A 22,554-nucleotide genomic window follows, 5' to 3' on the forward strand; every position below is an offset into this window, starting at 1 on the left:
TCCCGCACGGCTACGCTGGCGCCGTGCCCCCACGTGTCGCGCTCGAGCTCGCAGTCCAGGACCCCGCCGGGGCGGTGATCGCCGCGGGCGTCGGCGCCCGGCGCGTCGAGCTCTGCTCCGCGCTCGGCGCCACCGGCGGCATCACGCCCAGCGCCGGGCTCGTCGAGGCGGTGGTCGCTGCTGCCGCGGTCGTCCCGGCGTCCGACAGCGCGCCGATCCTCGAGGTGCACGTGCTGGTGCGGCCCCGGCCCGGCGGTTTCGTGTACTCGGCCGCGGAGACCGACCTCATGGTCCGCGACGTCACGCTCGCCGTCGACGCCGGGGCCGACGGGGTCGTCGTGGGCGCGCTCACGCCGTCGGGCGAGGTGGACGTGGCGTGCGTGCGCGAGCTGGTCGCGGCCGCCGAGGACGCCGAGGTGACGTTCCACCGGGCGCTGGACGTCGTGGCCGACCCGGTCGCCGCGCTCGACGTGCTCGCCGAGCTGGGCGTGGCGCGCGTGCTCACCTCCGGCGGCGCCGCCCGCGCGGCCGACGGGCTGGAGCGGCTGGCCGCGCTCGTCGAGCGCAGCGCCGAGGTGGGCATCGAGATCATGGCCGGCGGCGGCGTGACGGCGGCGGACGTACCCGCGCTGCTCGGCGTGGGCGTGGACGCGGTGCACCTGTCCGCCAAGCGCACCGTGGTCGACCCCGCGGGGCCCGGCGGCGGGGGTGAGACCGGCTACGAGGTGACGGATCAGACACTCGCCGAGGCTGCGGCGCAGGCTCTCCGCACTACGGTTGAGTCATGACCTCAGAGCCGGGCCGTGTGCCTGTCGACGCCACCACCACCAACGCCTGGGGCTCGCTCACCGAGCTCTCCAAGAACCTCCGGCCCGACCTGCGCGGCTGGTTCGCCGCCGACCCGGACCGCGCCGCGCGCCTGAGCCACCAGGCCGCAGACCTGCACGTCGACCTCTCGAAGAACCTGGTCACGGACGAGGTGCTCGCCGCGCTCCTCGCCCTGGCCGACGAGGTGGGCCTCGCGGAGCGCCGCGCCGCCATGTTCGCGGGCGAGCACATCAACGTCACCGAGGACCGCGCCGTGCTGCACACCGCGCTGCGCCGCCCGTCGGACGAGCCGCTGACCGTCGACGGCCAGGACGTCACGGCCGACGTCGCCGACGAGCTCGCCAAGGTGTACGCCTTCGCCGAGAAGGTCCGCTCCGGGGAGTGGACCGGTGTCACGGGCGAGCCCGTGCGCACGATCGTGAACATCGGCATCGGCGGCTCCGACCTGGGCCCCGTCATGGCCTACGAGGCGCTGGAGCCCTACGTCCAGGACGGCCTGGAGGTGCGGTTCGTCTCCAACATCGACCCCACCGACGTGGCGCAGAAGACCGCCGACCTCGACCCGACGACCACCCTGTTCATCGTCGCGTCCAAGACCTTCGGCACCCTGGAGACCCTCACCAACGCGCGGCTCGCCCGCGACTGGCTGTGGCGCTCGCTGGTGGCCGCCGGCGCCATCGAGGACTCCGAGGACGGGCGCGCGGACGCCGTCGCCAAGCACTTCGTGGCCGTGTCCACCGCCCTGGACAAGGTCGAGGCGTTCGGCATCGACCCCGCCAACGCGTTCGGGTTCTGGGACTGGGTGGGCGGCCGTTACTCCGTGGACTCGGCCATCGGCACGTCGCTCGCCGTCGCCGTCGGACCGGACGCGTTCGCCGACTTCCTCGGCGGCTTCCACGCCATGGACGAGCACTTCCGGACCCAGCCGTTCGAGACCAACGTGCCCGTGCTGATGGGGCTCCTCAACGTCTGGTACACCAACTTCCGCGACGCGCACACGCACGCCGTCCTGCCGTACGCGCAGCAGCTCCACCGGTTCCCGGCGTACCTGCAGCAGCTCACCATGGAGTCCAACGGCAAGTCCGTGCGCTGGGACGGCTCGCCCGTGACCGCCGAGACCGGCGAGATCTTCTGGGGCGAGCCCGGCACCAACGGCCAGCACGCGTTCTACCAGCTCATCCACCAGGGCACCCGGCTCATCCCGGCCGACTTCATCGCCGTGGCCAACCCCGCCTACCCGCTGGCCGACGCCGTGGGCGACGGCGGCGCCGTGGCCGCGGGCGCCGACGTGCACGGGCTGTTCCTCGCGAACTTCTTCGCGCAGACCAAGGCGCTCGCGTTCGGCAAGACGGCGGACGAGGTGCGGGCCGAGGGCGTCGCCGAGGAGCTGGTCTCGGCCAAGGTCTTCAGCGGCAACCGGCCCACGACGTCCATCCTCGCCCCCGCGCTGACGCCGTCCGTGCTGGGCCAGCTCGTGGCGCTGTACGAGCACATCACGTTCGTGCAGGGCGTCGTCTGGGGCATCGACTCGTTCGACCAGTGGGGCGTGGAGCTCGGCAAGAAGCTCGCGCTGGAGATCGCCCCGGCGGTCGCCGGCGACGAGGCGGCGCTCGCGGCGCAGGACCCCTCGACGGCGGCCCTCATCGCGAAGTACCGCGAGCTGCGCGCCTGAGGCGACCGCACTCGCACCGGTAGCCCGTCAGGCCACGTAGCCTGGCGGGCCTACCGCTGTCTACTGCGGTGCCCGTCGCGGGCGGTCTTCACCTGGCGACGGTCACCGGGCGGGACCGTCCGCCACCAGGTCCACGACCAGGGCGCGGAGCAGTGCGGTGCGATCGGGGATGCGCCCGACCAGCACGTGCTCGTCGTCCGCGTGCGCGCCGCCGCCCACGGCGCCCAGGCCGTCCAGCGTGGGCGTGCCGACGCCCGCGGTGAAGTTCCCGTCGGAGGCGCCGCCCACGGCGACGCCGGTGAGCGGCGGCAGACCGGCGTCCGCCGAGAGCCGCTGCGCCCGGGCGAACAGGTCGGCGGACAGCGCCCGCTCCAGCGGCGGCCGGTTGATCCCTCCCTCGATCTCCACCACCGCCCCGGGCAGCACCGGCGCCAGCGCACGCAGGGCGGCGTCGACCCGCACCTGCTCGGCCGCGGTCCGCGCCCGGACGTCCACGGCGAACGACGCGTCCGCCGGGACGGTGTTGCGCGTGGTGCCCGACGTCGCGTCGGTCGGGGTCACGGTGGTGCCGACGGCGGGATCGCCCAGCGCGGCGACGGCGAGCACCTGGTGCGCCAGCTCGACCGACGCGTTCACGCCCTTCTCCGGCTCCAGGCCGGCGTGCGCCGCCCGTCCCTTGATCACCACCCGGTAGATCGACGTGCCCTTGCGCTCCAGCTTGAGCGCGCCGCCGTCGGCCGACGCCTCCAGCACCAGCGCGGCCGCCGCGCCCCGGGCCTCGTCCTCGATGAGGGCCTGCGACGACGGCGAGCCGAGCTCCTCGTCGCCGGTCACCAGCAAGGTGACCCCGGTACGGTCGCCGAGCGAGGCCAGCACGTGCAGCGCCATGGCCAGGCCGGTCTTCATGTCGAAGCTGCCGGGGCCCCGCAGCACCCCGTCGACGATCTCGAACGGGTGCGTGCGCAGGGAGCCGACCGGCCACACCGTGTCGTGGTGCGCCAGCACCAGCACGCGTGTGGGTCCGCCGAGCCGCCACCGCAGGTGGATCCCGAGCCGTTCGGGCGCCACGCCCAGCAGGTCCGTGCCGAGCCGGGCCACGAGGTCGGCCGAGCGGGCCAGGGCGTCCGGGTCCGACGACGGCGACTCCTGCTCCACCAGGGTTCGCAGGTCTGCGAGCAGAGCGTCGGTGGCGGGTAGGTCCGGGTGCGGGTCGTAGGCCATGGACCGACCGTAGCCGCCGGGCCCGAGAGGGTGCCCGGACGGCTCGGCGGCCCGGCGGCTCAGAGCGAGAGCAGCCGCAGCACGAACGCCGCGGCCGAGAGCACCAGCAGGCCCCCGGTCGGTCCCATGCCCGGCCAGTCCTTCGCTCGGGCGTGGGTGATGACGGCACCGAGGAAGTACACGACGAAGCAGCCCGTGGCGGCGATGCCGATCGGCGCCCACCAGATCCCGGCGAGGGTGCCGAGGGCGCCCGCCACGAGGAGCGACCCGAGCACCGGGATCAGCCGTCGTGGCACGCCGAGCGTGGTGGTGAGCGGCTCGACGACCTGCGGGTTGCCCGTGAGCTTGCCGTACCCGCTGAACGCGGTGACCAGGATCAGGAGCGCCGAGACGATGACAGAAGCGACGAACACGTGTCCTCCGGAGAGATGGCCGGGCCCGGCCCGGCAAGGAGCGGCCGCCCGTCCGGGCGCCCGGTGCATCGTGCGCCACCGGAGACAGCTTGCCAAGGGGCAGGTTAGTGACTGACCATGGGTAAGTGACTGCCGAGGCGACCAGGAGCGCACCCCGTACCCCCGTGGCGAGCCCGGAGGACGGGGACGACTGCCGGCTCTTCCAGCGCGCCGTCGAGCTGGCTGGGCGACGCTGGTCCGGCGCCATCCTGTTCGCGGCCGTGGCGGGTGCCCGGCGCTTCGTCGAGTACCGGCGGGCCGTGCCCGGGATCTCCGACCGGCTGCTGACGCGACGGCTGCGCGAGCTGGAGCGGCAGGGGTTCATCACCCGCGAGGTGGTGCCGACCATGCCCGTGCAGATCAGCTACACCGCGACGCCGGCGGGCGCCGAGCTGATCACCGCCCTGCGGCCGCTGGGCGAGTGGGGTGTCCGGCACCGTGACGTGCTCGAGGCGCTGGAGGCCGAGCAGGAGAGCGTGGGTTAGAGGATTCTCATCCGGATGAGCGGGCTCCCGGGCCGCCCGGCTGCGAGGATGGCGAGGTGAACACCCACCTGGACCTGCTCACCGGCGACTCCGCCGCGGGGCTCCTCGACGCCGCCGTGGCGACGGCCGGCGGCGAGCTCGTGGACTGGCGGGTGCGTCAGGTGGACCACCGTCCCGGCTCGACCACGACGGTGGCGTACCGGGCGACGGTCCGCTGGGACGGCGTGACCCGCTCCGAGACGCTCGGCGCGAGCGTCGGCCGGGCCCGCGACAGCAGCAAGCCGGGCGTGGTCACGCTGTCGGACGGCGACGCGACCGTCGCGGTGTGGCGGTTCCCGGACGACCCGGCGCTGCCCGCGCTGCCCGGGGCGTTCGACCCGGCGGGTGTGGAGGAGCTGCTGGCGGGGCTCGGTGTGGGGCACCAGGCCCGGGCGCACCCCGAGCTCACGGTGCGGGCCTACCGCCCCACCCGGCGTGCGGTGATCGAGGCCCGCGCGGCGGCCGCCCGGGTGTTCCTCAAGGTGCTGCGCCCGCGCAAGGTCGCCGACCTGCACCGGCGGCACGAGCTGCTGTCCCGGGCCGGGCTTCCGGTGCCACGGCCGCTCGGCTGGTCCGACGACGGCCTGCTGATGCTGTCCCCGCTGCGTGGCACCGAGATGCGGGCCGCCGTCCGGGACGGGGCGCGGATCCCGTCGCCCGACGAGGTGCTGGACCTCCTCGACCGGCTGCCCGGCGAGGTGCGTGACCTGCCGCGCCGCCCCGCGTGGAGCGAGTCGGCCGAGCACTACGCCGGCGTGATCGGGGCCGCGCTGCCGGCCGAGGCCGGCCGGGCCGCGGACCTGGCGGGTGCCGTCGGGGAGCGGCTCGCGGAGCGCGGCACCGGCACCGACCCCACGCACGGTGACCTCTACGAGGCGCAGATCATGCTCACCGACGGGCGCATCACCGGGCTGCTCGACGTCGACTCCGCGGGCCCCGGGCACCGTGCCGACGACCTGGCCTGCCTGGTGGCGCACCTGGACGTGCTGTCGCTGGTGCGCGGCACGGACCCGGCCCGGACCACCTCCGCGGCCCGGATGCGCCGGCTCGCGGCCGACTACGCCGCCGCGTTCGCGGCCGCGCCGCGCGGCCGGGGCGCCGACCGCGGCGACCTGTCGGCCCGCGTCGCCGGCGTGCTGCTGTCGCTGGCCACGGGCCCGCACCGCGTCCAGGAGCGCGGCTGGCAGGACGCGACCTCACGCCGGCTGGACGCCGTGGCCGCGTGGCTCGACGGGTCGCGGCTCGCCGCGGGCGTGGGCACGGCATGAGCCTGAGCCGTCCGTCGGTCCGGGCCAAGGTGGTGGGCGTGGTGGTGGCGGTGACCGCCATCGGCCTGCTGGGGGCGGGGCTGCTCACGCACGCCATCCAGTCCCAGCAGATCATGGACGACATCTCCGAGGACTTCGACCAGGAGGTCAGCGAGCTGCAGCGGCTCGCCGTCGACGGCGTGGACCCCGAGACGGGGGAGGACTTCCACGGTGCCGGGCGGCTGATGAGCGTCGCCATGGAGCGGAACGTCCCAGGCACCAACGAGATGTTCGTCAGCTACCTGGACGGCAGGCACCAGCAGTCCAACCCGCCGACGTCGTCCCGCGTGGTGGTCGAGAGCGCCGTCGTGCAGGACGTGGTGGATGGGCTCACGCCGCAGTCGGAGCGGACCGTCCAGCAGGAGATCGACACCGAGGTCGGCCGGGTGTGGTTCGTCGTCGTGCCCGTGACCGTGCCGGACCGGCAGGAGGTGGGCGCGTACGTCATGGCGGCCGCCCTGGACCGGTCGCTGGAGGCCGAGAACGCGGTGATGCGCACGTACGCGATCGTGTGCTCGGTCGCGCTGGTGGCCCTGGGGCTGTTCGCATGGGTGGTCGTCAGCCGCCTGCTGCGGCCGCTGCGCCAGCTCAGCGCCACCGCCACCAGGGTCACCGAGACCGACCTGTCGCAGCGCGTCCCCGTCGCCACCGACGACGACCTCGGCGAGCTCGCCGGGGCGTTCAACACCATGCTCGACCGGCTGTCGACCGCGATCGAGACCCAGCGCCGCTTCCTGGACGACGCCGGCCACGAGCTCCGCACGCCGCTGACCGTGCTGCGCGGCCACCTGGAGGTGCTCGACCCGGACGATCCCGCGGACGTGCGCGAGACCCGGGACCTCCTGCTCGACGAGACCTCCCGGATGGGGCAGATCGTCGAGGAGCTCGTGCTGCTCGCCAAGGCCGAACGGTCCGACTTCGTGACCCCCGCCCCGGTGGACCTGGGCCGGTTCACCGACGATGTGCACGACAAGGCGCGCGCCCTCGGGCCGCGACGCTGGGTCGTGGACGCGCGGGCCGACGCCGAGGTGGTCGCCGACGCGCACCGCCTCACCCAGGCCGTGCTCCAGCTCGCGGACAACGCCGTGAAGTTCACCGGTCCCGACGACGAGGTCGGCATCGGCACCCAGGTGGTCGACCGTCCGTCCGGCCGCGTGGTGCGGCTCTGGGTGCGGGACACGGGCCCGGGCGTCCCGCCCGAGGACGCGGAGCGGATCTTCGACCGGTTCGCCCGGGGCACCACCACGGGTGGCGTACCCGGGTCGGGGCTCGGCCTGGCGATCGTGCGGGCCATCGCGCAGGGCCACGGCGGGGACGTCGTCGTCGAGCGGTCCGACGGCAGCGGCGCGCGGTTCGTCATGACGTGGCCCGCCGGCCCGTCCCCGGTACCTCAGGGTGAGACCACGACGGAGGCGGCGTGAACCAGATCCTGATCGCGGAGGACGAGGAGCGCATCGCGCAGTTCGTCCGCAAGGGGCTCAAGGCGCACGGCTTCCAGCCCACCGTGGTGTCGGACGGCGCGTCGGCGCTCGCGCACGCCATGTCGGGCGGCTACGACCTCATGGTGCTGGACATCGGGCTGCCCCTGCTGGACGGGTTCACGGTGCTGCAGCGGCTGCGCGACGTCGGCTCCACCCTGCCCGTGGTGATCCTCACCGCACGGGACTCGCTGTCCGACCGGGTGGCGGGCCTGGAGGGCGGGGCGGACGACTACATGTCCAAGCCGTTCGGGTTCGACGAGCTCCTCGCGCGGATCCGGTTGCGGCTGCGCCGGGCCACCGCCGAGGGGGCGGCGTCCGACCGGCTGGAGCACGGCGGCGTCAGCCTGGACCTGCGGACCCGGACCGCGACCGCGGCCGGGCGCGAGGTGGAGCTGTCGGCGCGGGAGTTCGCGCTCGCCGAGGTCTTTCTCCAGCACCCCGGTCAGGTCATGTCGCGCGAGCAGCTCCTGTCCCGCGTGTGGGGGTACGACTTCGACCCCGGCTCCAACGTGGTGGACGTGTACGTGCGGTACCTGCGCAAGAAGCTGGGTGCCGACCGGATCGAGACCGTGCGCGGCGCGGGCTACCGGTTCCGGGGCTGAGGGAAGATGGTCGGGGGAACATGAGAGCCGTCTCATCGGGGTCTCCTCGTCACCTCATCCCCGGGGAGCAGACTCGTCGTCAGGAGGCACCCGGGACGGGTGCCGCGAGAACGGAGGTCACCGAGATGAAGCCGTCGACCATGAAGAAGCGCTGGGCCGTCGTCGGGGCGGCAGCCGTGATCGGCGTCGCGGGTGCGAGCACCGCCGCGGCTCTGAACGACCCGGCCCCGCGGACCGAGGCCGCCGCGGCCGTCTCCCTCACGGGTTCCACCGGGTCGGACGGTGGCGCCGACGCGGCCACGGACCCGTCGCCGGAGTCGGCGGACTCGCCCAACGAGTCGGCCCGGGACACGCCCGGCTCGGCGCAGTCGGCGGACTCGCCCGGCGACGCGAACTACGACCCGTCGCCGGAGTCGGCGGACTCGCCCAACGAGTCGGCCGTCGACACCGCGGGCTCGGCACAGTCGGCGGACTCGCCGGACGACGCCAACTACGCCGGCGACCAGGACGACACCCCGGGCGACGACACCCCGGACGACGCGAACGACTGAGCCGGAGCCACCTCCTCGTACCAGAGCCTCAGGTCACCCGGGTGACCTGAGGCTCTGACATGTGGCGCAGGGGTACTTTGTCCCGGGTTCTCCTGTCTACACTGCGCGCGTGACCCGTACCCCCGGCCGACCGCGGATCGCGGTCTGCGGCATGGCCATCGAGTCCAGCACCTACTCCCCGCACCGGTCGGGGTGGGCGGCGTTCACGCTGCTGCGCGGCAACGACCTGGTCCGGCGGTACCCGTTCCTGCGGGACGGCGCCCCGCTGCGCCGGGCGGCCGAGTGGGTGGGCGTCCTGCGCGCCGCCGCGTTCCCGGGCGGCCCGGTCCTGACCGACGTCTACGAGACGGTCCGTACCGAGATCGGCCTGGCCCTGGAGGCGCAGGGTCCGTTCGACGGGGTGCTGCTCGACGTGCACGGTGCCATGTCGGTGCTCGGGTACACCGACGCCGAGGCGGACCTCGCGCGGGCGGTGCGCGCCGCCGTCGGGCCGGACTGCCTGGTGGCCGCCACGATGGACGTGCACGGCAACGTGTCCCGCGACCTGGCCCGGGCCGTGGACCTCGTGTCCTGCCACCGCACGGCGGCGCACGAGGACGACGACGAGGCCCGGGAGCGCGTCGCCACCGACCTGCTGCGGCGGATCGACGGCGGCGGACGGCCGCACAAGGCGTGGGTGCAGGTGCCGGTGCTGCTGCCGGGGGAGCGGACCAGCACCCGGCACGAGCCGGCGAAGGGCATCTACGAGGACGTGGCACGGGTCGCGGAGCTGGACGGCGTGCTCGACGCGTCCCTGTGGGTCGGGTACGCGTGGGCGGACGAGCCGCGCTGCCGGGCCGCCGTGGTCGTCACCGGGGACGAGCCGGACGTCCTGGTGCGGGAGGCCGGGCGGCTGGCCCGCCGGTACTGGGACGCGCGGAACGAGTTCGACCTGGTGGCGCCCGCCGGCACCTACGAGGAGTGCCTCGCGGCCGTGCTCGCGAGCGACGCGCGACCGTTCCTGCTCTCCGACTCCGGCGACAACCCCATGGCGGGCGGCGCGGGCGACGTCACGTGGACGCTCGCCCGCCTCCTGGCGGAGCCCGCCTTCGCCCGCCCGCCCGAGGAGGGCGGGCGCTCGGCCGTCTACGCCTCCCTGCCCGACGCCGCGGCCGCACGGCTGGTCGCCGACGCCGGGGTGGGTGCCGTGGTCGAGGTGGAGGCCGGTGCCCGCGTCGACGCCGGACCGCACGGCCCGGTGACGCTGCGGGGCGTGGTCGAGCACGTGCGGACCGACGACCCGCTCGCGGGGATCGTGTGCGTCGTCGCGGCCGGCGGGCTCCGGGTGATCCTGACCGGGCGCCGCCGGCCGTTTCACCTGGAGTCGGACTTCACCGCGCTCGGCGTGGACCCGCGCGGTACCGACGTGGTGGTGGTCAAGATCGGCAACCTGGAGACCGAGCTGCGCGACATGGCCGAGGACTGGATGCTCATGCTCACCCCCGGCGGCGTGGACCAGGACCTGCTCCGGCTGCCCCGCACCAACCTGGGTGGACCGGTGCACCCGTTCGACGGCGACGCCGCGTTCGGCGACGGGCCGGACCTCACTCCGGAGCTGGTGTGAGCGGGCCCTGGAAGTTGGCGCAGCCGCCCGTCGGGACGAACCCCAGCGCGACGTTGATCGCCAGCATGTGCGGGTTCTCTTCGTTGTTCCAGGTGTAGATCCGCCGGGAGCCGGGGCGCAGCCGCGCGTGCTCGCGCAGGTTCACGGCCTTGACGAGCATGCCGAGCCGGTGCCCGCGGTGCTCCTTGAGCACCACCGTGGCCTGCTGGTCGGTGTGCTCGGGCTTGAGGTCGTTCCACTGGAGCATGGTCATCGCGACGAGCCGGCCGGTCGCCACGTGCTCGGCGGCCGTCACCACGTACCGGTCACCCTTGGCGGCGATCGCCGCCTCCTCCCCGCGGATGCGGTCCGCGTCCCACACGTCGGACTCGACCTCCAGGCCGCCGCGCGGCTCGTCGTCCGACAGCGCCTGCTCCAGGGCGGCGTACTGCTCGATCCACTGCTCCGGCGTCGGCGCCGTCCAGGTGTGGACGCGGTACGCGTCGCCCGCGACCGCGCGGGACTCGGCCTCGAAGCGCGACACCACCTCCGGCGCCGCGGGCAGGTCCATGCGGGACCGGCGCTCCACGAGCTCCAGCGTCAGGCCCAGCCGCTGCGCGAGCCGCACGCCCGGCAGGTCCGCCGCCACGGCACCGCTGCCCGAGGCCGGCGTGAGCATCCCGGCGGCCGCGTCCTGCGCGGGACCGAAGTCGACGGGCGCCAGGAGCGTCGTACGGCCCTCGGCGCGGGCGACGTCCTGCACCCATCGGGCCAGCGCCGACCCGATGCCCTGCCGCCGGTGCTCCGGGTGCACCACGACCACGCCGATCGCCAGCTCCGGGTTCGAGTGCACGTGGAGGAACAGGAAGGCGCTGCCCACGACCTGCGGTCCGGCGGGCGTGTCCACCACGGCGATCTGCCGCAGCTTGCGCAGGTAGTCCTGGTTGTTCATCCCCACGAGGATCCCGATGGCCGTCGGGGCGATGTCCGAGCTGCCGAGGTCCTCGGCCGCCGCGGTGGCGTGCAGGTCGGCGATGCCGCGGTAGGCCCACGCCTCGGCGTCGTCGAGCGAGGCGGGGTGCGGCGGGGTGACGAGCCGCCACGTCGCCGTCGACGGGGCGGGTACTGCCGAGGGTGTGGTCATGGTCCCAGGGTGCTCCTGGCCGGGCCGTGGAGCACGGCTTTTTCGGGCGAGGAAGGGCACGGAGCCCGCACTCAGCGGAGGAGCTTCTGGAGGGCGGCCTCGGCGCCCGAGGGGCGGAAGCCCAGGGCCACGTTGATGGCGAGCATGTGGGCGTTCTCCTCCGCGTTGAACGTGTGGATCCGCTCCGTCTGCGGGTAGCGCGCCGTGAGCTCCCGCAGGTTCACGGCCTTGACCAGCATGCCCAGCCGGTGCCCGCGATGCGTGCCCAGCACGATCGTCTCCTCCTGGAACACGAACGCCGGCTTGCCGTCCTGCAGCAGGAACGACGTGCCACCCGCGACCTCGCCGGTCGGGACGTGCTCCACCAGCGTGGTCAGGAGCCGCTGCCCGCTGTCGGCCCGGTCCTGGAGGTAGACCCGCACCCGCTCGGCGTCCCAGGTCTCCTCGCCGAAGTCGAGCGCGCCCTGCGGCACGTCCGTCGACATCCGGGTCATGAGCTGCGCGTAGCCCGCGTGCCACTCCTCGGGGACGCCCTCCCACGTGTGCGTCCGGTAGTCGGCGCCGGCGGCGGCACGCGCGTCCGCCTCGAACGTCGCCAGCACGGCCGGGTCCACCGGCAGGTCGAGGCGCGACATGCGTTCCACCTGCTCGACCGTGTAGCCGCGGCCGATCGCGAACCGGATGCCCGCGGCGTCGGCGGGCAGCCGCCCGGCGCCGGTGGCGGGCAGCACCGCCTCCTCGTCCTCTGCCGCCTCGCGCGGGGAGAGCGACCAGCCGAAGAACGTGGTCCGGCCGGCCTCGGCCGCAACCTGCTCCAGGCGCTCGGTCAGGGCGGTGCCGATGCCCCGGCGCCGGTGGTCGGGGTGCACACCCACGTAGATGTCGGCCGTGTGGGTGTTGTGCTCGCGCGGCATCGACAGGAAGCCGAACCCGATCACGTCCTCGGCGGTCGGTGTCGCACCGCCGGGCAGGTCGCGGACGGCGACGACGCGCCGCTTGTCCGCGTACTCCTGGTGCAGCATGCCGCTCACGCTCTGCTGGGCGGTGCGGGCCAGGTCGTCGTGGCCGACGTTGGCGATCTCGAGCGCCTGCTCGACGGCCGTCATGCCGTGGTACGGCCAGGCGTCCGGATGCTCGGCCGAGGGCACGGGCGGCACCTCGCTGACGTGCCACGGCGTCTGCTCCGGCGCGTGGCCGGCGGGTGTGGTCATGGGACCAGGGTGCCCGGCCCGCCGTCGGGCGGCGAGCCAATTTCGGCGGGCCGGACCCCCGGTCACGCGGCGACGGAGATCGCCTGCCCGACGGCGGTGCGGTCGCCCAGCGCGTCGACCATCGCCAGCGCGAGGTCGGGCCGGGCGATGGTCCAGGCCCAGCGCACGTTGCCGTCCCGCCGGGACTTGTACCGGCCGGTCCCGCGCCGGTCCTGGAGACGGGGCGGACGCATGATCGTCCAGTCGGCGTGGCCGGCCCTGATCACCTTCTCCATGGCTTCCAGGTCGGCGTTCGCCTCGGCCAGCGCCCGCTTGAGGATGGGCTTGGCGACGTAGCGGGACAGCGGGTCGTCACCGTCGACCAGCCAGCCGCTCGCGCTGATCGCGACCAGCCGGCGCACGCCCGCGGCGTCCATCGCCGCGAGCACGGCGGTGATGCCGTCGCGCAGCACGTGCGGCGACTCGCCGGGTACGGGGCCGAGGCAGCTCGCGACGGCGTCGACCCCCTGGAACGCGGCGGTGAGCGCGGCGACGTCGGACGCGTCGGCCACGCGGACCTCGTCCGGGGGGTCGGCCAACCGCGACGGGTCGCGCACCACGGCCACGACCTCGTGGCCGGCCGCGGTGGCGGCCCGGACGAGCTCGCGGCCGGTACGGCCGCTCGCTCCGACGACAGCGATCCTCATGGTGCCTCCTCCGGTCCCGGAGCGAATCCGCTCCGGGTGTGAGTGAATGTTTACTCACACCCTGTCACCAGGCATGATGGTGGGTCAAGGGAACGGGGCGAGAATGGCGGGCATGAGCACACGGGAGCGGATCCTCGACGCGGCGGCGCGTGTCATGCGCGAACAGGGTGTCGCGCACGCGACCACCAAGGAGATCGCGCGCGCGGCCGGCTGCTCCGAGGCGCTGCTGTACCGGCACTTCGACGACAAGCAGGGACTCTTCATGGCGGTGCTCCAGGAGCGGCTGCCGGGGTTCGTGCTGCCGGACTCGGCCGTCGGCTCCGGGTCGGTGGCGGACAACCTCGCGCGCATGGTCACCGGGCTGCTCGACTTCTACGTCGAGAGCTTCCCCGTGTCGGCCTCGATCTTCTCCAGCAGCACGCTCCTCGCCCGCCATCGCGAGGCCATCGCCGCGCACGGTGCGGGGCCGCAGACGCCACAGCTCCGGGTCCAGGCCTACCTGGAGGCGGAGCGCGCGGCCGGCCGGGTACGACCCGACGTGGACGCCGAGGCCGCCGCACGGCTGCTGGTGGGCGCAGCCCTGCACCAGGCGTTCCTGGCCACGTTCTGGGGCGACGGGTCGACGGCGGAACCGGGTCTCGCAGACCGCCTGGTGGCGCCGCTCCTGCCGGGCCTCCTGCCGGACCGGGGCTAGGCCGGGGGCGGTGGCGCCGTGCTCGCGCGCTCGACCAGGCGGGTGGTCAGGCGGGTGTGCCGGCCGGCCGTGTCGCCCGACTCCAGCATCGCGATGACCATCCGCAGGGCCTCGGCGCCCATCTCGTGCAGCGACTGCGCGACGGTGGTCAGCGGCGGCGTCGACGCGGCGGCCTCGGGGATGTCGTCGAAGCCGATGACCGAGAGGTCCTCCGGGACGCGCAGGCCCAGCTCCTGGGCCACCTGGATCACGTGGATCGCCGACAGGTCGTTCGCGGCGAAGACGGCGGTGGGCCGGTCGGGGCGTTCGAGCAGGTCGTGGGTGGGGCGGTCGGATCGGTCCGGGCGGTAGCCGCCCTCCAGCACGAGGGTCGGGTCCGGGGTGAGCCCCGCGGCCGCCATCGCCTCCCGGAAGCCCAGCTCGCGCAGGCGCGCGGACTCCAGGTCGGCGCGTCCGCCCAGGTAGCCGATGCGTGTGTGGCCGAGGCCGATGAGGTGCTCGGTGGCGGTACGGGCGCCGCCCAGGTTGTCGGAGTCGACGGTGGCGGGCCCGGTGGGCCCGGTGTGCGGGTCGATGGCGACGATGGGTACGCCGTCGTGCTGCGGCAGCGCGAGCGTGGGGGTGACGATGACGACCCCGTCGATCAGGGTGCCCGCCAGGCGGGAGAGGGAGCGGCGCTCCCAGCCCACGTGGTCGGAGCGCCCCGCGTCACCGCAGTAGGCGAGGAGCTCGTAGCCCGTGCCCTCCACGGCCGCCGAGATGCCCTTGAGCAGCTCGGTGCTGAAGGGCTCGAACTCGGCCACGAGCACGCCGATCACGTTGGTCTGCCGGCGGCGCAGGCTGCGGGCGACCAGCGACGACTCGTACCCGAGGTCGGCGACGACGCCGAGCACCCGCTCCGCCGTCGCCGCGGCCACGCCGTAGCGCCCGTTGACGACCTTCGAGACGGTGGCCACCGAGACGCCGGCCACGCGGGCGACGTCGGTGATGGTGGCGCGGCCGGTCGCGCTCGCCTGGACGACGGACGGCTCCGGGGTCCCGGAGGCGTCCGACGCGTCGTCACCCGGTCCGGCGGTGGACCCGGGTGAACTCGTCCCACTGTGCACGGAAGAGACAGTACATCCGGGCCACGGCGGCAGCCGACTGGCCAATCCGTTTCGAAATCGATATCGAAACCGTTTGACGAAACCATGACCCGACTGCCACGCTCATGCGAGACGGGCTCCGCGGTCCGTCGAACCGGCAGGCTCCTGCCGACCGTCGATGACGACTTTCAAGGGGTTCCACAATGATGAGGAAGACGCGGGCCTCAGGCATTCTTGCCTTGGGCGCCACCGTTGCCCTGCTCGCCACGGCTTGTTCCGGCGGCGGCAGTGAGGGAGGTTCGGACGGCGACGTCACGATGACCTTCTGGCACAACTCGACCACCGGCGCCGGCAAGGCGTACTGGGAAGACACCGTCGCGGCCTTCGAAGAGGCCAACCCGGGCGTCACGATCAACGTCCAGGCCGTCCAGAACGAGGAGATGGACGGCAAGCTGCAGACCGCCCTCAACTCGGGCGACGCGCCCGACATCTTCATGGCCCGTGGCGGCGGCAAGCTGGCCGACGTCGTCGAGGCGGGTCAGGTCATGGACCTCAGCGACTCGATCGACGAGGCCACGATGACCGCCGTCGGCGAGGCGGGTTTCAGCGCCTTCACCGTCGACGGCGCGATCTACGGCATGCCCACGGCCATCCTGCCCGGCGGCATCTACTACAGCCAGGACCTCTTCGACGAGGCCGGCATCACCGCCACCCCCACCACCGTGGAGGAGCTCGACGCCGCGGTCTCGGACCTGAAGGCGGCTGACATCGCCCCGATCGCGCTCGGTGCCAAGGACGCCTGGCCCGCCGCGCACTGGTACTACTTCTTCGCGCTGCGCGAGTGCTCGCAGGAGACCCTGGAGAGCGCCGCGTCGTCGCGCAGCTTCGACGACGAGTGCTGGCTGCGCGCCGGCGAGGACCTGCAGGAGCTGGCCGCGACGGAGCCGTTCAACGACGGCTACCTCACCACGTCGGCCCAGCAGGGTGCCGGCTCCTCGGCGGGCCTCATCGCCAACCACAAGGCTGCCATGGAGCTCATGGGCGCCTGGGACCCGGGCGTGATCGCGTCCCTGACCCCGGACCAGAAGCCGCTGGCGGACCTCGGCTGGTTCCCGTTCCCCGCCACGGAGAGCGGCGACGGCGACCCGGCCGCGTTCATGGGCGGCGTCGACGGTTACTCCTGCTTCGTGGAGGCCCCGCCGGAGTGCGCCGAGTTCCTCAACTTCTTCATGCAGAAGGAGTACCAGGAGAACTACGCGGAGGCGTTCGTGACGCTGCCCGCCAGCAAGGACGCCCAGGGCGTCGTCACCGACCCGGCGCTGAAGTCGGTGCTGGAGGCGTACAACGAGGCCCCGTACGTGTCCGTCTGGCTCGACACCCTCTACGGCCAGAACGTCGGCAACGCGCTCAACGCCGGTGTCGTCGACATGCTGGCCGGCAACGGTGACCCGCAGAGCATCGTCGACGCCGTGAACGCCGCGGCCGCGATGGAGTAACGGCAGCGATGACTCACTCCCTGGGCGAGAACTCAGCGACGACCGTGACCACCTCGCCTGAGGGGCTCTCGGCGGCCGGGGGCGGCACCACGCCGCCCCCGGCCCGCCGGCGGCGGGGCGGCCGGCCCGACTGGCGCAAGACCTTCGAGATCACCCTGCTCTCGGGTCCTGCGATCGTCGTGTTCGTCGCGTTCGTGATCCTTCCCGTGGTGCTCGCCGCCTACTACGGGTTCTTCAAGTGGAAGGGGTACGGGCCGCCGACGGAGTTCGTCGGGCTCGACAACTACCTCACGATCTTCCGCGACACCGCCTTCCACGAGGCGATCATGCACAACGGCTTCATCGTCGTGCTCTCGCTCGTGCTGCAGGGGCCGGCGGCGGTCGTGCTCGCGCTGCTGCTGAACCAGAACATCCGCGGGCGGTCGATCATCCGCGTGCTGATCTTCGTGCCGTACGTGATCTCCGAGGTGATCGTCGGCACCGGCTGGAGCCTCATGCTCCAGACCTCGGGCGCGGTCAACGACCTGCTGGAGAAGGTGGGTCTGGGCTTCCTGGCCGTCGACTGGCTGTCCGACCCCAAGATCGCCATCTGGTCGCTGATGATCATCATCACCTGGAAGTACATCGGCTTCGCCGTGATCCTCTTCCTGGCGGGACTGCAGAGCATCCCCGAGGAGCTGTCCGAGGCCGCCGCCATCGACGGCGCCTCCTACTGGCAGATCCAGCGCACCATCACGATCCCGCTGCTGGGGCCGACGATCCGGATCTGGGCCTTCCTGTCCATCATCGGCTCGCTCCAGCTCTTCGACCTCGTCTACATCATCTGGGGTCAGTACGTCTCCGCGACGGCGGGTACGTCGACGATGGCGACCTACATGGTCCTCAACGGGCGCCTCGCCGGGAACTACGGGTACGGCAACGCCGTCGCCGTCGTGCTGTTCCTGGTCTCGCTCGTCATCGCGCTGGTCTACCAGCGCTACGTGCTGCGCCGGGACACGGCGGGCGCGCTCACGGAAGGGAAGAAGTGATGGCGACGCTGCTCGAAGCCCCCACCACCTCCGGGCAGACGCTGCGCAAGGCTCCGAAGGTGGCCTGGGGCAGCCCGCTGACGTACGTGGTCGCGTTCTTCTTCGTCGGTATCTGCATCGCCCCGGTGCTCTACATCATCGCGGGCGGTTTCCGGACGAACGCGCAGATCACCGCCGACCCGTCCGGGCTGCCCAGCCCCTGGGTGATCGAGAACTACGTCGAGGTCCTGGTCAGCGAGGTGTTCTGGCGTCAGGTCGGCAACTCCGCGATCGCCGGCGTGCTGACGACCGTGGGCGTCGTCGCGCTGGGGCTCATGGCGAGCTTCGTCCTGGCCCGGTACGACTTCAAGCTCAACGGGGCCATGTACGCACTGTTCGCCGCGGGCCTCATGTTCCCGATGACGGTGGCGATCACCCCGCTGTACATCCTGATCCGGGACCTCGGCCTCATGAACACCATGGGCGGCATCGTGCTGCCGCAGATCGCCTTCGCGCTCCCGACGACGGTGATCATCCTGGTCCCGTTCCTGCGGGCGATCCCCCAGGAGATCGAGGAGGCGGCGTCGATCGACGGCGCGAGCCGCCTCGGCTTCTTCTTCCGGATGGTGGTCCCGCTGTCCCTGCCGGGCGTGATCACGACCGGCATCCTGGCGTTCGTCGCGTCCTGGAACTCGTACCTGCTGCCGCTGTTCATCCTGAACGACGAGCTGTCGTACACCCTGCCCCTCGGCGTCCAGGCGTTCGCCTCGCAGTACTCCGTCGACACCGCACGGGTGCTCGCCTTCACGTCGTTGTCCATGATCCCGGCGCTGATCTTCTTCTCGCTCTTCGAGCGGCGCATCGTCGGCGGCCTCACGGGTGCCGTCAAGGGCTGACCGACCGCCCGGGTTCGGAGCTTGTCTCACACATACGTAGGACCGAGAAAGGAAAACGTTCCATGACGGAGCTGCCGCTGGCGCTGAGGGCGATGCCCGAGGTGTCGGAGCGCGTGCGCGACCTGCACGCACAGATGACCCTCGAGGAGAAGCTCGCGCAGCTCGTCGGGTACTGGCTGGACCAGGGCGGGAACGTCGTGGCGCCGATGCAGGGCGAGATGGCCGGCGACCAGGGGTCCACAGCGCTCCCGGAGATCACCAGGAACGGCCTGGGCCACTACACCCGCGTGTACGGCACGCGGCCGGTGGACCCGGTCGAGCGGGCCGCGTGGCTCTGGGACGAGCAGCGCCGCATCAAGCGGGAGACGCGGCTCGGGATCCCCGCCCTCGTGCACGAGGAGTGCCTCACCGGGCTGGCCGCCTGGAAGGCGGCGACCTTCCCGACGCCGCTGGCGTGGGGAGCGTCGTTCGACCCGGAGCTGGTGACCGAGATGGGTCGCCTCATCGGGGAGTCGATGCGCGAGCTGGGTATCCACCAGGGCCTCGCACCGGTGCTCGACGTGATCCGTGACCCGCGCTGGGGGCGCGTGGACGAGTGCATCGGCGAGGACCCGTACCTCGTCGGCACGGTGGGCACCTCGTACGTGCGAGGCATGCAGGACGCCGGCGTGCACGCCACCCTCAAGCACTTCGTGGCCTACTCCGCCTCGAAGGCGGGGCGCAACCACGCCCCGGTGAGCGCGGGGCCCCGCGAGATCGCCGACGTGTTCCTCCCGCCGTTCGAGATGGCGGTGCTCGACGGCGACGTCCGGTCCGTCATGGCGTCGTACAACGATGTCGACGGTGTGCCGATGCACTCCTCCGAGGAGTACCTCACGGGCGTGCTCCGCGAGAAGTGGGGGTTCGACGGCGTCGTGGTCGCGGACTACTTCGGCGTCGCGTTCCTGAACGTCATGCACGCGATCGCCGCGGACCGGGGTGCGGCCGCCGCGGCCGCGCTGCAGGCGGGCGTCGACGTCGAGCTGCCGACCGGTGACGCCTACCTCGAGCCCCTCGCGGCCCTCGTCAAGGACGGCGCCGTGCCGATCGAGGTGGTGGACCGCGCGGTGCTGCGCGCACTGCGCCAGAAGGAGCAGCTCGGCCTCCTGGAGCCGGACGTGTACGAGGACGCGCCGCCCGCGGTCGTGGACCTGGACTCGCCCGCACACCGTGACGTCGCGCGGCGCCTCGCGGAGGAGTCGGTGGTGCTGCTGGCCAACGACGGTGTGCTGCCGCTCGGCTCGTGGCACGACGCGCCGTCCCGGGTCGCGGTGATCGGGCCCAACGCCGACCGGCCCGAGGCCCTGATGGGCTGCTACTCCTTCGCCAACCACGTGCTGGCACACCACCCGGGCGTGCCCGCCGGGTTCGAGATCCCGTCCGTGGCCGAGGCGCTGACCGCCGAGCTCGGCGGTCAGGGCGGGCCCGAGCTCGTGTTCGCGCGCGGCTGCGACGTCGAGGGTGACGACACCTCCGGGTTCGCCGACGCCGTCGCCGCCGCGGAGTCCGCCGACGTCGCGGTCGTCGTCGTCGGGGACCAGGCCGGGCTGTTCGGCCGTGGCACGGTGGGCGAGGGCAACGACAGCGAGTCGCTCGACCTGCCGGGCGTGCAGCGCGAGCTCGTCGAGGCGGTGCTCGCCACGGGGAAGCCGGTCGTGATGGTGCTGCTCACCGGCCGCCCCTACGCGATCGGCTGGGCGCTCGACGACGCGAGCGCCACGGCGGGCAGGACGCCCGGCGCGGTGCTCCAGTCGTTCTTCCCCGGGGAGGAGGGGGGCACGGCCCTCGCGGGCGTGGTCTCCGGGCGGGTCAACCCGTCCGGCCGCCTGCCGGTGTCGCTGCCGCGTTCGGCGGGTGCGCAGCCCTACTCCTACCTGCACCCGGTGCTGGGCGGCGCGTCCGAGGTGACGTCGACCGACTCGACCCCCGTCCGGGCCTTCGGCTTCGGCCTGTCGTACACCACGTTCGCGCGCGAGCTGGTGTCCGTCGACCCGGCGGTCGAGGCCGGTGGCACGTTCAGCGCCGTCGTGACCGTGACCAACACGGGGGACGTGGCGGGGTCCGACGTCGTGCAGCTCTACGGGCACGACGTCGTGAGCTCGGTCGCCCGGCCCACGGCACAGCTCCTCGGGTACCACCGGGTCACGCTGGAGCCCGGGGAGTCGGCGACCGTCGCGTTCGACGTGCCGACCACCCGGTTCGCCTTCACCGACCGCACGATGACGCGCGTCGTCGAGCCCGGTGACGTCGAGGTGTGGGTGGGCGCACACGCGGCCGACAGCGTTGTCAGGGTGGTCGCCGAGGGCATCGCCGACCTGAACGAGCCCAACGACGCACCCGAGTCGGGTGCTGCGGCCGCGGCGCCCGCGGCGCGCCGGGTGGTCACGATCACGGGCACGGCGCACGAGGTCACGACCGCGGACGCGCGGTGGGTCGGCGCCACGGTCGTGCCGTGACACCGGTCCGCAACCCGATCCTGCCGGGCTGCCACCCCGACCCGACGATCTGTCGGGTCGGGGCGGACTACTACCTCGTCACGTCGACGTTCGAGTACTTTCCCGGCCTGCCCGTGTTCCACAGCCGGGATCTCGTCCACTGGGCGCAGATCGGGCACGCGCTCGACCGGCCGGGACAGCTCGACATGCAGGGGATCGCCTCGTCGGGCGGGCTGTACGCGCCGACGCTGCGGTACCACGACGGGGTGTTCTGGCTGGTCTGCACGCTCGTGGACCAGCAGGACCGGGCGCGGGGCGGCAACTTCGTGCTGACCGCGACCGACCCGTCGGGGCCGTGGTCGGACCCGGTCTGGCTGGGTGAGGACGGCATCGACCCGTCGTTGTTCTTCGACGACGACGGCCGTGTCTGGCTGCACGGCACCCGGCTGGCCCGGGAGCCGGAGTGGCACGACCAGACCGAGGTGTGGCTGCGCGAGCTCGACCCGGCGACCATGCGGCTCACCGGTCCCGAGCACGTGCTCTGGCGGGGCGCCGTCCTGGGTGCGGTCTGGGCGGAGGGACCGCACCTGTACCGGGTCGGCGACACCTACTACCTGCTGGCCGCCGAGGGCGGCACGGAGTTCCACCATGCCGTGTCGGTCGCGCGCTCCGACTCGGTGACCGGTCCCTACGTGGGCAACCGGGCGAACCCGGTGCTGACCCACCGGCACCTGGGGCGTGGGACCGACGTCGTCGGGGTGGGGCACGCCGACCTGGTGGAGGCGCCCGACGGCTCGTGGTGGGCCGTGCTGCTGGCCATGCGCACCTACGGCGGCTATCACTACAACCTCGGTCGCGAGACGTTCCTCGTCCCCGTGGCGTGGGAGGACGGCTGGCCCGTCTTCGCACCGGGACAGGGGCGGGTGCCCGAGGTCGTGGAGGTACCCGTCTCGGTCGCCGCAGGACCTGTCGCGACGCCGCCCCCGCCGCCGGAGGCGGGCGTGGTGCCGCCCGGCGACCTGCGCTGGACCGGTCTGCGCGGTCCGGCCGACTTCGCCACGCCGGACGGCGAGGGCTGGCGGCTGCGCCTGCGCCCGGAGACCCTGGCGGACGCCGGCACGCCCGCGTTCCTGGGCGTGCGCCAGCAGCACCGGGACGTCACCGTCCGGGCCGTGCTGCGCTTCGACCCGGCGAGCCCGGACGAGCAGGCCGGTCTGGTGGTGCGCCAGTCGGAGAAGGATCACGTGGTGCTGGTGGTGACCGGGACCTCGGAGGACGGCGGGCGCCGGGTCCGCGCGGTGCACCGGCAGGACGGGGTGGCGACGGTGCTCGGGGAGCGTGCCCTGCCCGACGGCACGGACGGTCCGGAACCGGTCACCCTGGTCCTCCAGGTCCGGGGTCAGGACTACGGGCTGCTCGCCGCGTCGGGCGACGATCCGCCGGCGCTGCTGGCCGTGGCCGACGGTCGCACCCTGGACAGCGTGTCCGCCGGGGGCTTCCTCGGGCTCTGGCTCGGTGTGGTCGCGACGAGCAACGGTGCGCCGTCGTCCTCCGTGGCGACCGTGGAGCGGTTCGAGTACGAACCGTCGGCCTGACGAGCGGCGCCCCGCGGGGCGCCGCTCCCGGATGGCAGGATGGCCG

Annotated in this window: 20 protein-coding genes; 14 read left to right on the forward strand and 6 right to left on the reverse strand. The window is 73.2% G+C overall.

Annotated features, from left to right (window positions below; genetic code table 11):
• Positions 1-23: 23 nt before the first annotated feature.
• Both ACIBBF_RS10740 and pgi read left to right on the forward strand, forming a co-directional pair.
• Positions 24-788, forward strand: a complete 765-nt coding sequence (locus ACIBBF_RS10740) for a copper homeostasis protein CutC (RefSeq protein WP_397413076.1) — start codon at positions 24-26, stop codon at positions 786-788.
• Positions 785-2,500, forward strand: a complete 1,716-nt coding sequence (gene pgi / locus ACIBBF_RS10745) for a glucose-6-phosphate isomerase (protein ID WP_397413077.1) — start codon at positions 785-787, stop codon at positions 2,498-2,500. The genes ACIBBF_RS10740 and pgi overlap by 4 nt, the downstream gene beginning before the upstream one ends.
• A gap of 102 nt (positions 2,501-2,602) precedes the next feature.
• On the opposite strand, the gene ACIBBF_RS10750 is transcribed toward pgi, so the two are convergent.
• Together ACIBBF_RS10750 and ACIBBF_RS10755 are read right to left on the reverse strand one after the other, a co-directional pair.
• Entirely contained in the window at positions 2,603-3,721 is a 1,119-nt protein-coding gene (locus ACIBBF_RS10750) for a M20 family metallopeptidase (protein WP_397413078.1), read from the reverse strand.
• 59 nt (positions 3,722-3,780) lie between these two features.
• On the reverse strand, positions 3,781-4,134 hold the full coding sequence (locus tag ACIBBF_RS10755) for a DoxX family protein (RefSeq protein WP_397413079.1): 354 nt from the start codon (positions 4,132-4,134) through the stop codon (positions 3,781-3,783).
• A 125-nt stretch (positions 4,135-4,259) separates the two neighbouring features.
• On the opposite strand from ACIBBF_RS10755, the gene ACIBBF_RS10760 reads away from it, so the two are divergent.
• The 6 genes from ACIBBF_RS10760 (at position 4,260) to ACIBBF_RS10785 (ending at position 10,241) form a co-directional block, all read left to right on the forward strand.
• Positions 4,260-4,658: a winged helix-turn-helix transcriptional regulator gene (locus ACIBBF_RS10760; protein WP_397413080.1), complete on the forward strand. Its 399-nt coding sequence runs from the start codon at positions 4,260-4,262 to the stop codon at positions 4,656-4,658.
• 56 nt (positions 4,659-4,714) lie between these two features.
• Positions 4,715-5,965: a phosphotransferase gene (locus ACIBBF_RS10765; protein WP_397413081.1), complete on the forward strand. Its 1,251-nt coding sequence runs from the start codon at positions 4,715-4,717 to the stop codon at positions 5,963-5,965.
• Positions 5,962-7,425, forward strand: coding sequence for a sensor histidine kinase (locus ACIBBF_RS10770; protein ID WP_397413082.1), 1,464 nt, complete (start codon positions 5,962-5,964; stop codon positions 7,423-7,425). Before ACIBBF_RS10765 ends, ACIBBF_RS10770 begins: the two co-directional genes overlap by 4 nt.
• Entirely contained in the window at positions 7,422-8,087 is a 666-nt protein-coding gene (locus ACIBBF_RS10775) for a response regulator transcription factor (RefSeq protein ID WP_397413084.1), read from the forward strand. The genes ACIBBF_RS10770 and ACIBBF_RS10775 overlap by 4 nt, the downstream gene beginning before the upstream one ends.
• Before the next feature lie 125 nt (positions 8,088-8,212).
• Positions 8,213-8,638: a hypothetical protein gene (locus ACIBBF_RS10780; RefSeq protein WP_397413085.1), complete on the forward strand. Its 426-nt coding sequence runs from the start codon at positions 8,213-8,215 to the stop codon at positions 8,636-8,638.
• A gap of 109 nt (positions 8,639-8,747) precedes the next feature.
• A complete protein-coding gene (locus tag ACIBBF_RS10785; RefSeq protein WP_397413086.1) occupies positions 8,748-10,241 on the forward strand; it encodes a M81 family metallopeptidase in 1,494 nt (497 codons plus the stop codon).
• On the opposite strand, the gene ACIBBF_RS10790 is transcribed toward ACIBBF_RS10785, so the two are convergent.
• The 3 genes from ACIBBF_RS10790 to ACIBBF_RS10800 form a co-directional block, all read right to left on the reverse strand.
• Positions 10,222-11,364 (reverse strand): GNAT family N-acetyltransferase, encoded by a 1,143-nt coding sequence (locus tag ACIBBF_RS10790; protein ID WP_397413087.1) that lies wholly within the window; start codon positions 11,362-11,364, stop codon positions 10,222-10,224. The genes ACIBBF_RS10785 and ACIBBF_RS10790 overlap by 20 nt on opposite strands.
• A 71-nt stretch (positions 11,365-11,435) precedes the next feature.
• A complete protein-coding gene (locus ACIBBF_RS10795) occupies positions 11,436-12,575 on the reverse strand; it encodes a GNAT family N-acetyltransferase (protein WP_397413088.1) in 1,140 nt (379 codons plus the stop codon).
• Between the two features lie 62 nt (positions 12,576-12,637).
• Positions 12,638-13,261, reverse strand: a complete 624-nt coding sequence (locus tag ACIBBF_RS10800) for an NAD(P)-dependent oxidoreductase (RefSeq protein ID WP_397413090.1) — start codon at positions 13,259-13,261, stop codon at positions 12,638-12,640.
• A gap of 112 nt (positions 13,262-13,373) precedes the next feature.
• Between ACIBBF_RS10800 and ACIBBF_RS10805 the strand changes: the two genes are divergently transcribed.
• A complete protein-coding gene (locus ACIBBF_RS10805) occupies positions 13,374-13,955 on the forward strand; it encodes a TetR/AcrR family transcriptional regulator (RefSeq protein WP_397413092.1) in 582 nt (193 codons plus the stop codon).
• Here the strand turns inward: ACIBBF_RS10805 and ACIBBF_RS10810 are convergent.
• The gene (locus ACIBBF_RS10810) at positions 13,952-15,061 is read right to left on the reverse strand and encodes a LacI family DNA-binding transcriptional regulator (protein ID WP_397413094.1); all 1,110 of its coding nucleotides are present in this window, start codon (positions 15,059-15,061) and stop codon (positions 13,952-13,954) included. The genes ACIBBF_RS10805 and ACIBBF_RS10810 overlap by 4 nt on opposite strands.
• Before the next feature lie 182 nt (positions 15,062-15,243).
• Here ACIBBF_RS10810 and ACIBBF_RS10815 point away from each other — a divergent pair, with 182 nt between their 5' ends.
• The 5 genes from ACIBBF_RS10815 to ACIBBF_RS10835 all read left to right on the forward strand — a co-directional run bounded on the left by ACIBBF_RS10815 (position 15,244) and on the right by ACIBBF_RS10835 (position 22,508).
• Positions 15,244-16,536: an extracellular solute-binding protein gene (locus ACIBBF_RS10815; protein ID WP_397413096.1), complete on the forward strand. Its 1,293-nt coding sequence runs from the start codon at positions 15,244-15,246 to the stop codon at positions 16,534-16,536.
• Between the two features lie 8 nt (positions 16,537-16,544).
• Positions 16,545-17,564 carry a carbohydrate ABC transporter permease gene (locus ACIBBF_RS10820; protein WP_397413098.1) on the forward strand — a complete coding sequence of 340 codons (1,020 nt, stop codon included), beginning with the start codon at positions 16,545-16,547 and terminating at the stop codon, positions 17,562-17,564.
• Positions 17,564-18,439, forward strand: coding sequence for a carbohydrate ABC transporter permease (locus tag ACIBBF_RS10825; protein WP_397413100.1), 876 nt, complete (start codon positions 17,564-17,566; stop codon positions 18,437-18,439). Before ACIBBF_RS10820 ends, ACIBBF_RS10825 begins: the two co-directional genes overlap by 1 nt.
• Before the next feature lie 62 nt (positions 18,440-18,501).
• Complete coding sequence (locus tag ACIBBF_RS10830) at positions 18,502-20,934, forward strand: beta-glucosidase (RefSeq protein WP_397413102.1); 2,433 nt, start codon at positions 18,502-18,504, stop codon at positions 20,932-20,934.
• Positions 20,931-22,508: a glycoside hydrolase family 43 protein gene (locus ACIBBF_RS10835; RefSeq protein ID WP_397413104.1), complete on the forward strand. Its 1,578-nt coding sequence runs from the start codon at positions 20,931-20,933 to the stop codon at positions 22,506-22,508. Before ACIBBF_RS10830 ends, ACIBBF_RS10835 begins: the two co-directional genes overlap by 4 nt.
• Positions 22,509-22,554: the final 46 nt, after the last annotated feature.

The organism is Promicromonospora sp. NPDC050880 (genome assembly GCF_044456525.1).
Lineage (GTDB): Bacteria > Actinomycetota > Actinomycetes > Actinomycetales > Cellulomonadaceae > Promicromonospora.

Coding starts and splice junctions, on each gene's coding strand:
- ACIBBF_RS10800 (WP_397413090.1), bottom strand. CDS start 13,261: ATGAGGATCGCTGTCGTCGGAGCGAGCGGCCGTACCGGCCGCGAGCTC.
- pgi (WP_397413077.1), top strand. CDS start 785: ATGACCTCAGAGCCGGGCCGTGTGCCTGTCGACGCCACCACCACCAAC.
- ACIBBF_RS10770 (WP_397413082.1), top strand. CDS start 5,962: ATGAGCCTGAGCCGTCCGTCGGTCCGGGCCAAGGTGGTGGGCGTGGTG.
- ACIBBF_RS10750 (WP_397413078.1), bottom strand. CDS start 3,721: ATGGCCTACGACCCGCACCCGGACCTACCCGCCACCGACGCTCTGCTC.
- ACIBBF_RS10830 (WP_397413102.1), top strand. CDS start 18,502: ATGACGGAGCTGCCGCTGGCGCTGAGGGCGATGCCCGAGGTGTCGGAG.
- ACIBBF_RS10795 (WP_397413088.1), bottom strand. CDS start 12,575: ATGACCACACCCGCCGGCCACGCGCCGGAGCAGACGCCGTGGCACGTC.
- ACIBBF_RS10790 (WP_397413087.1), bottom strand. CDS start 11,364: ATGACCACACCCTCGGCAGTACCCGCCCCGTCGACGGCGACGTGGCGG.
- ACIBBF_RS10820 (WP_397413098.1), top strand. CDS start 16,545: ATGACTCACTCCCTGGGCGAGAACTCAGCGACGACCGTGACCACCTCG.
- ACIBBF_RS10780 (WP_397413085.1), top strand. CDS start 8,213: ATGAAGCCGTCGACCATGAAGAAGCGCTGGGCCGTCGTCGGGGCGGCA.
- ACIBBF_RS10825 (WP_397413100.1), top strand. CDS start 17,564: ATGGCGACGCTGCTCGAAGCCCCCACCACCTCCGGGCAGACGCTGCGC.
- ACIBBF_RS10815 (WP_397413096.1), top strand. CDS start 15,244: ATGATGAGGAAGACGCGGGCCTCAGGCATTCTTGCCTTGGGCGCCACC.
- ACIBBF_RS10805 (WP_397413092.1), top strand. CDS start 13,374: ATGAGCACACGGGAGCGGATCCTCGACGCGGCGGCGCGTGTCATGCGC.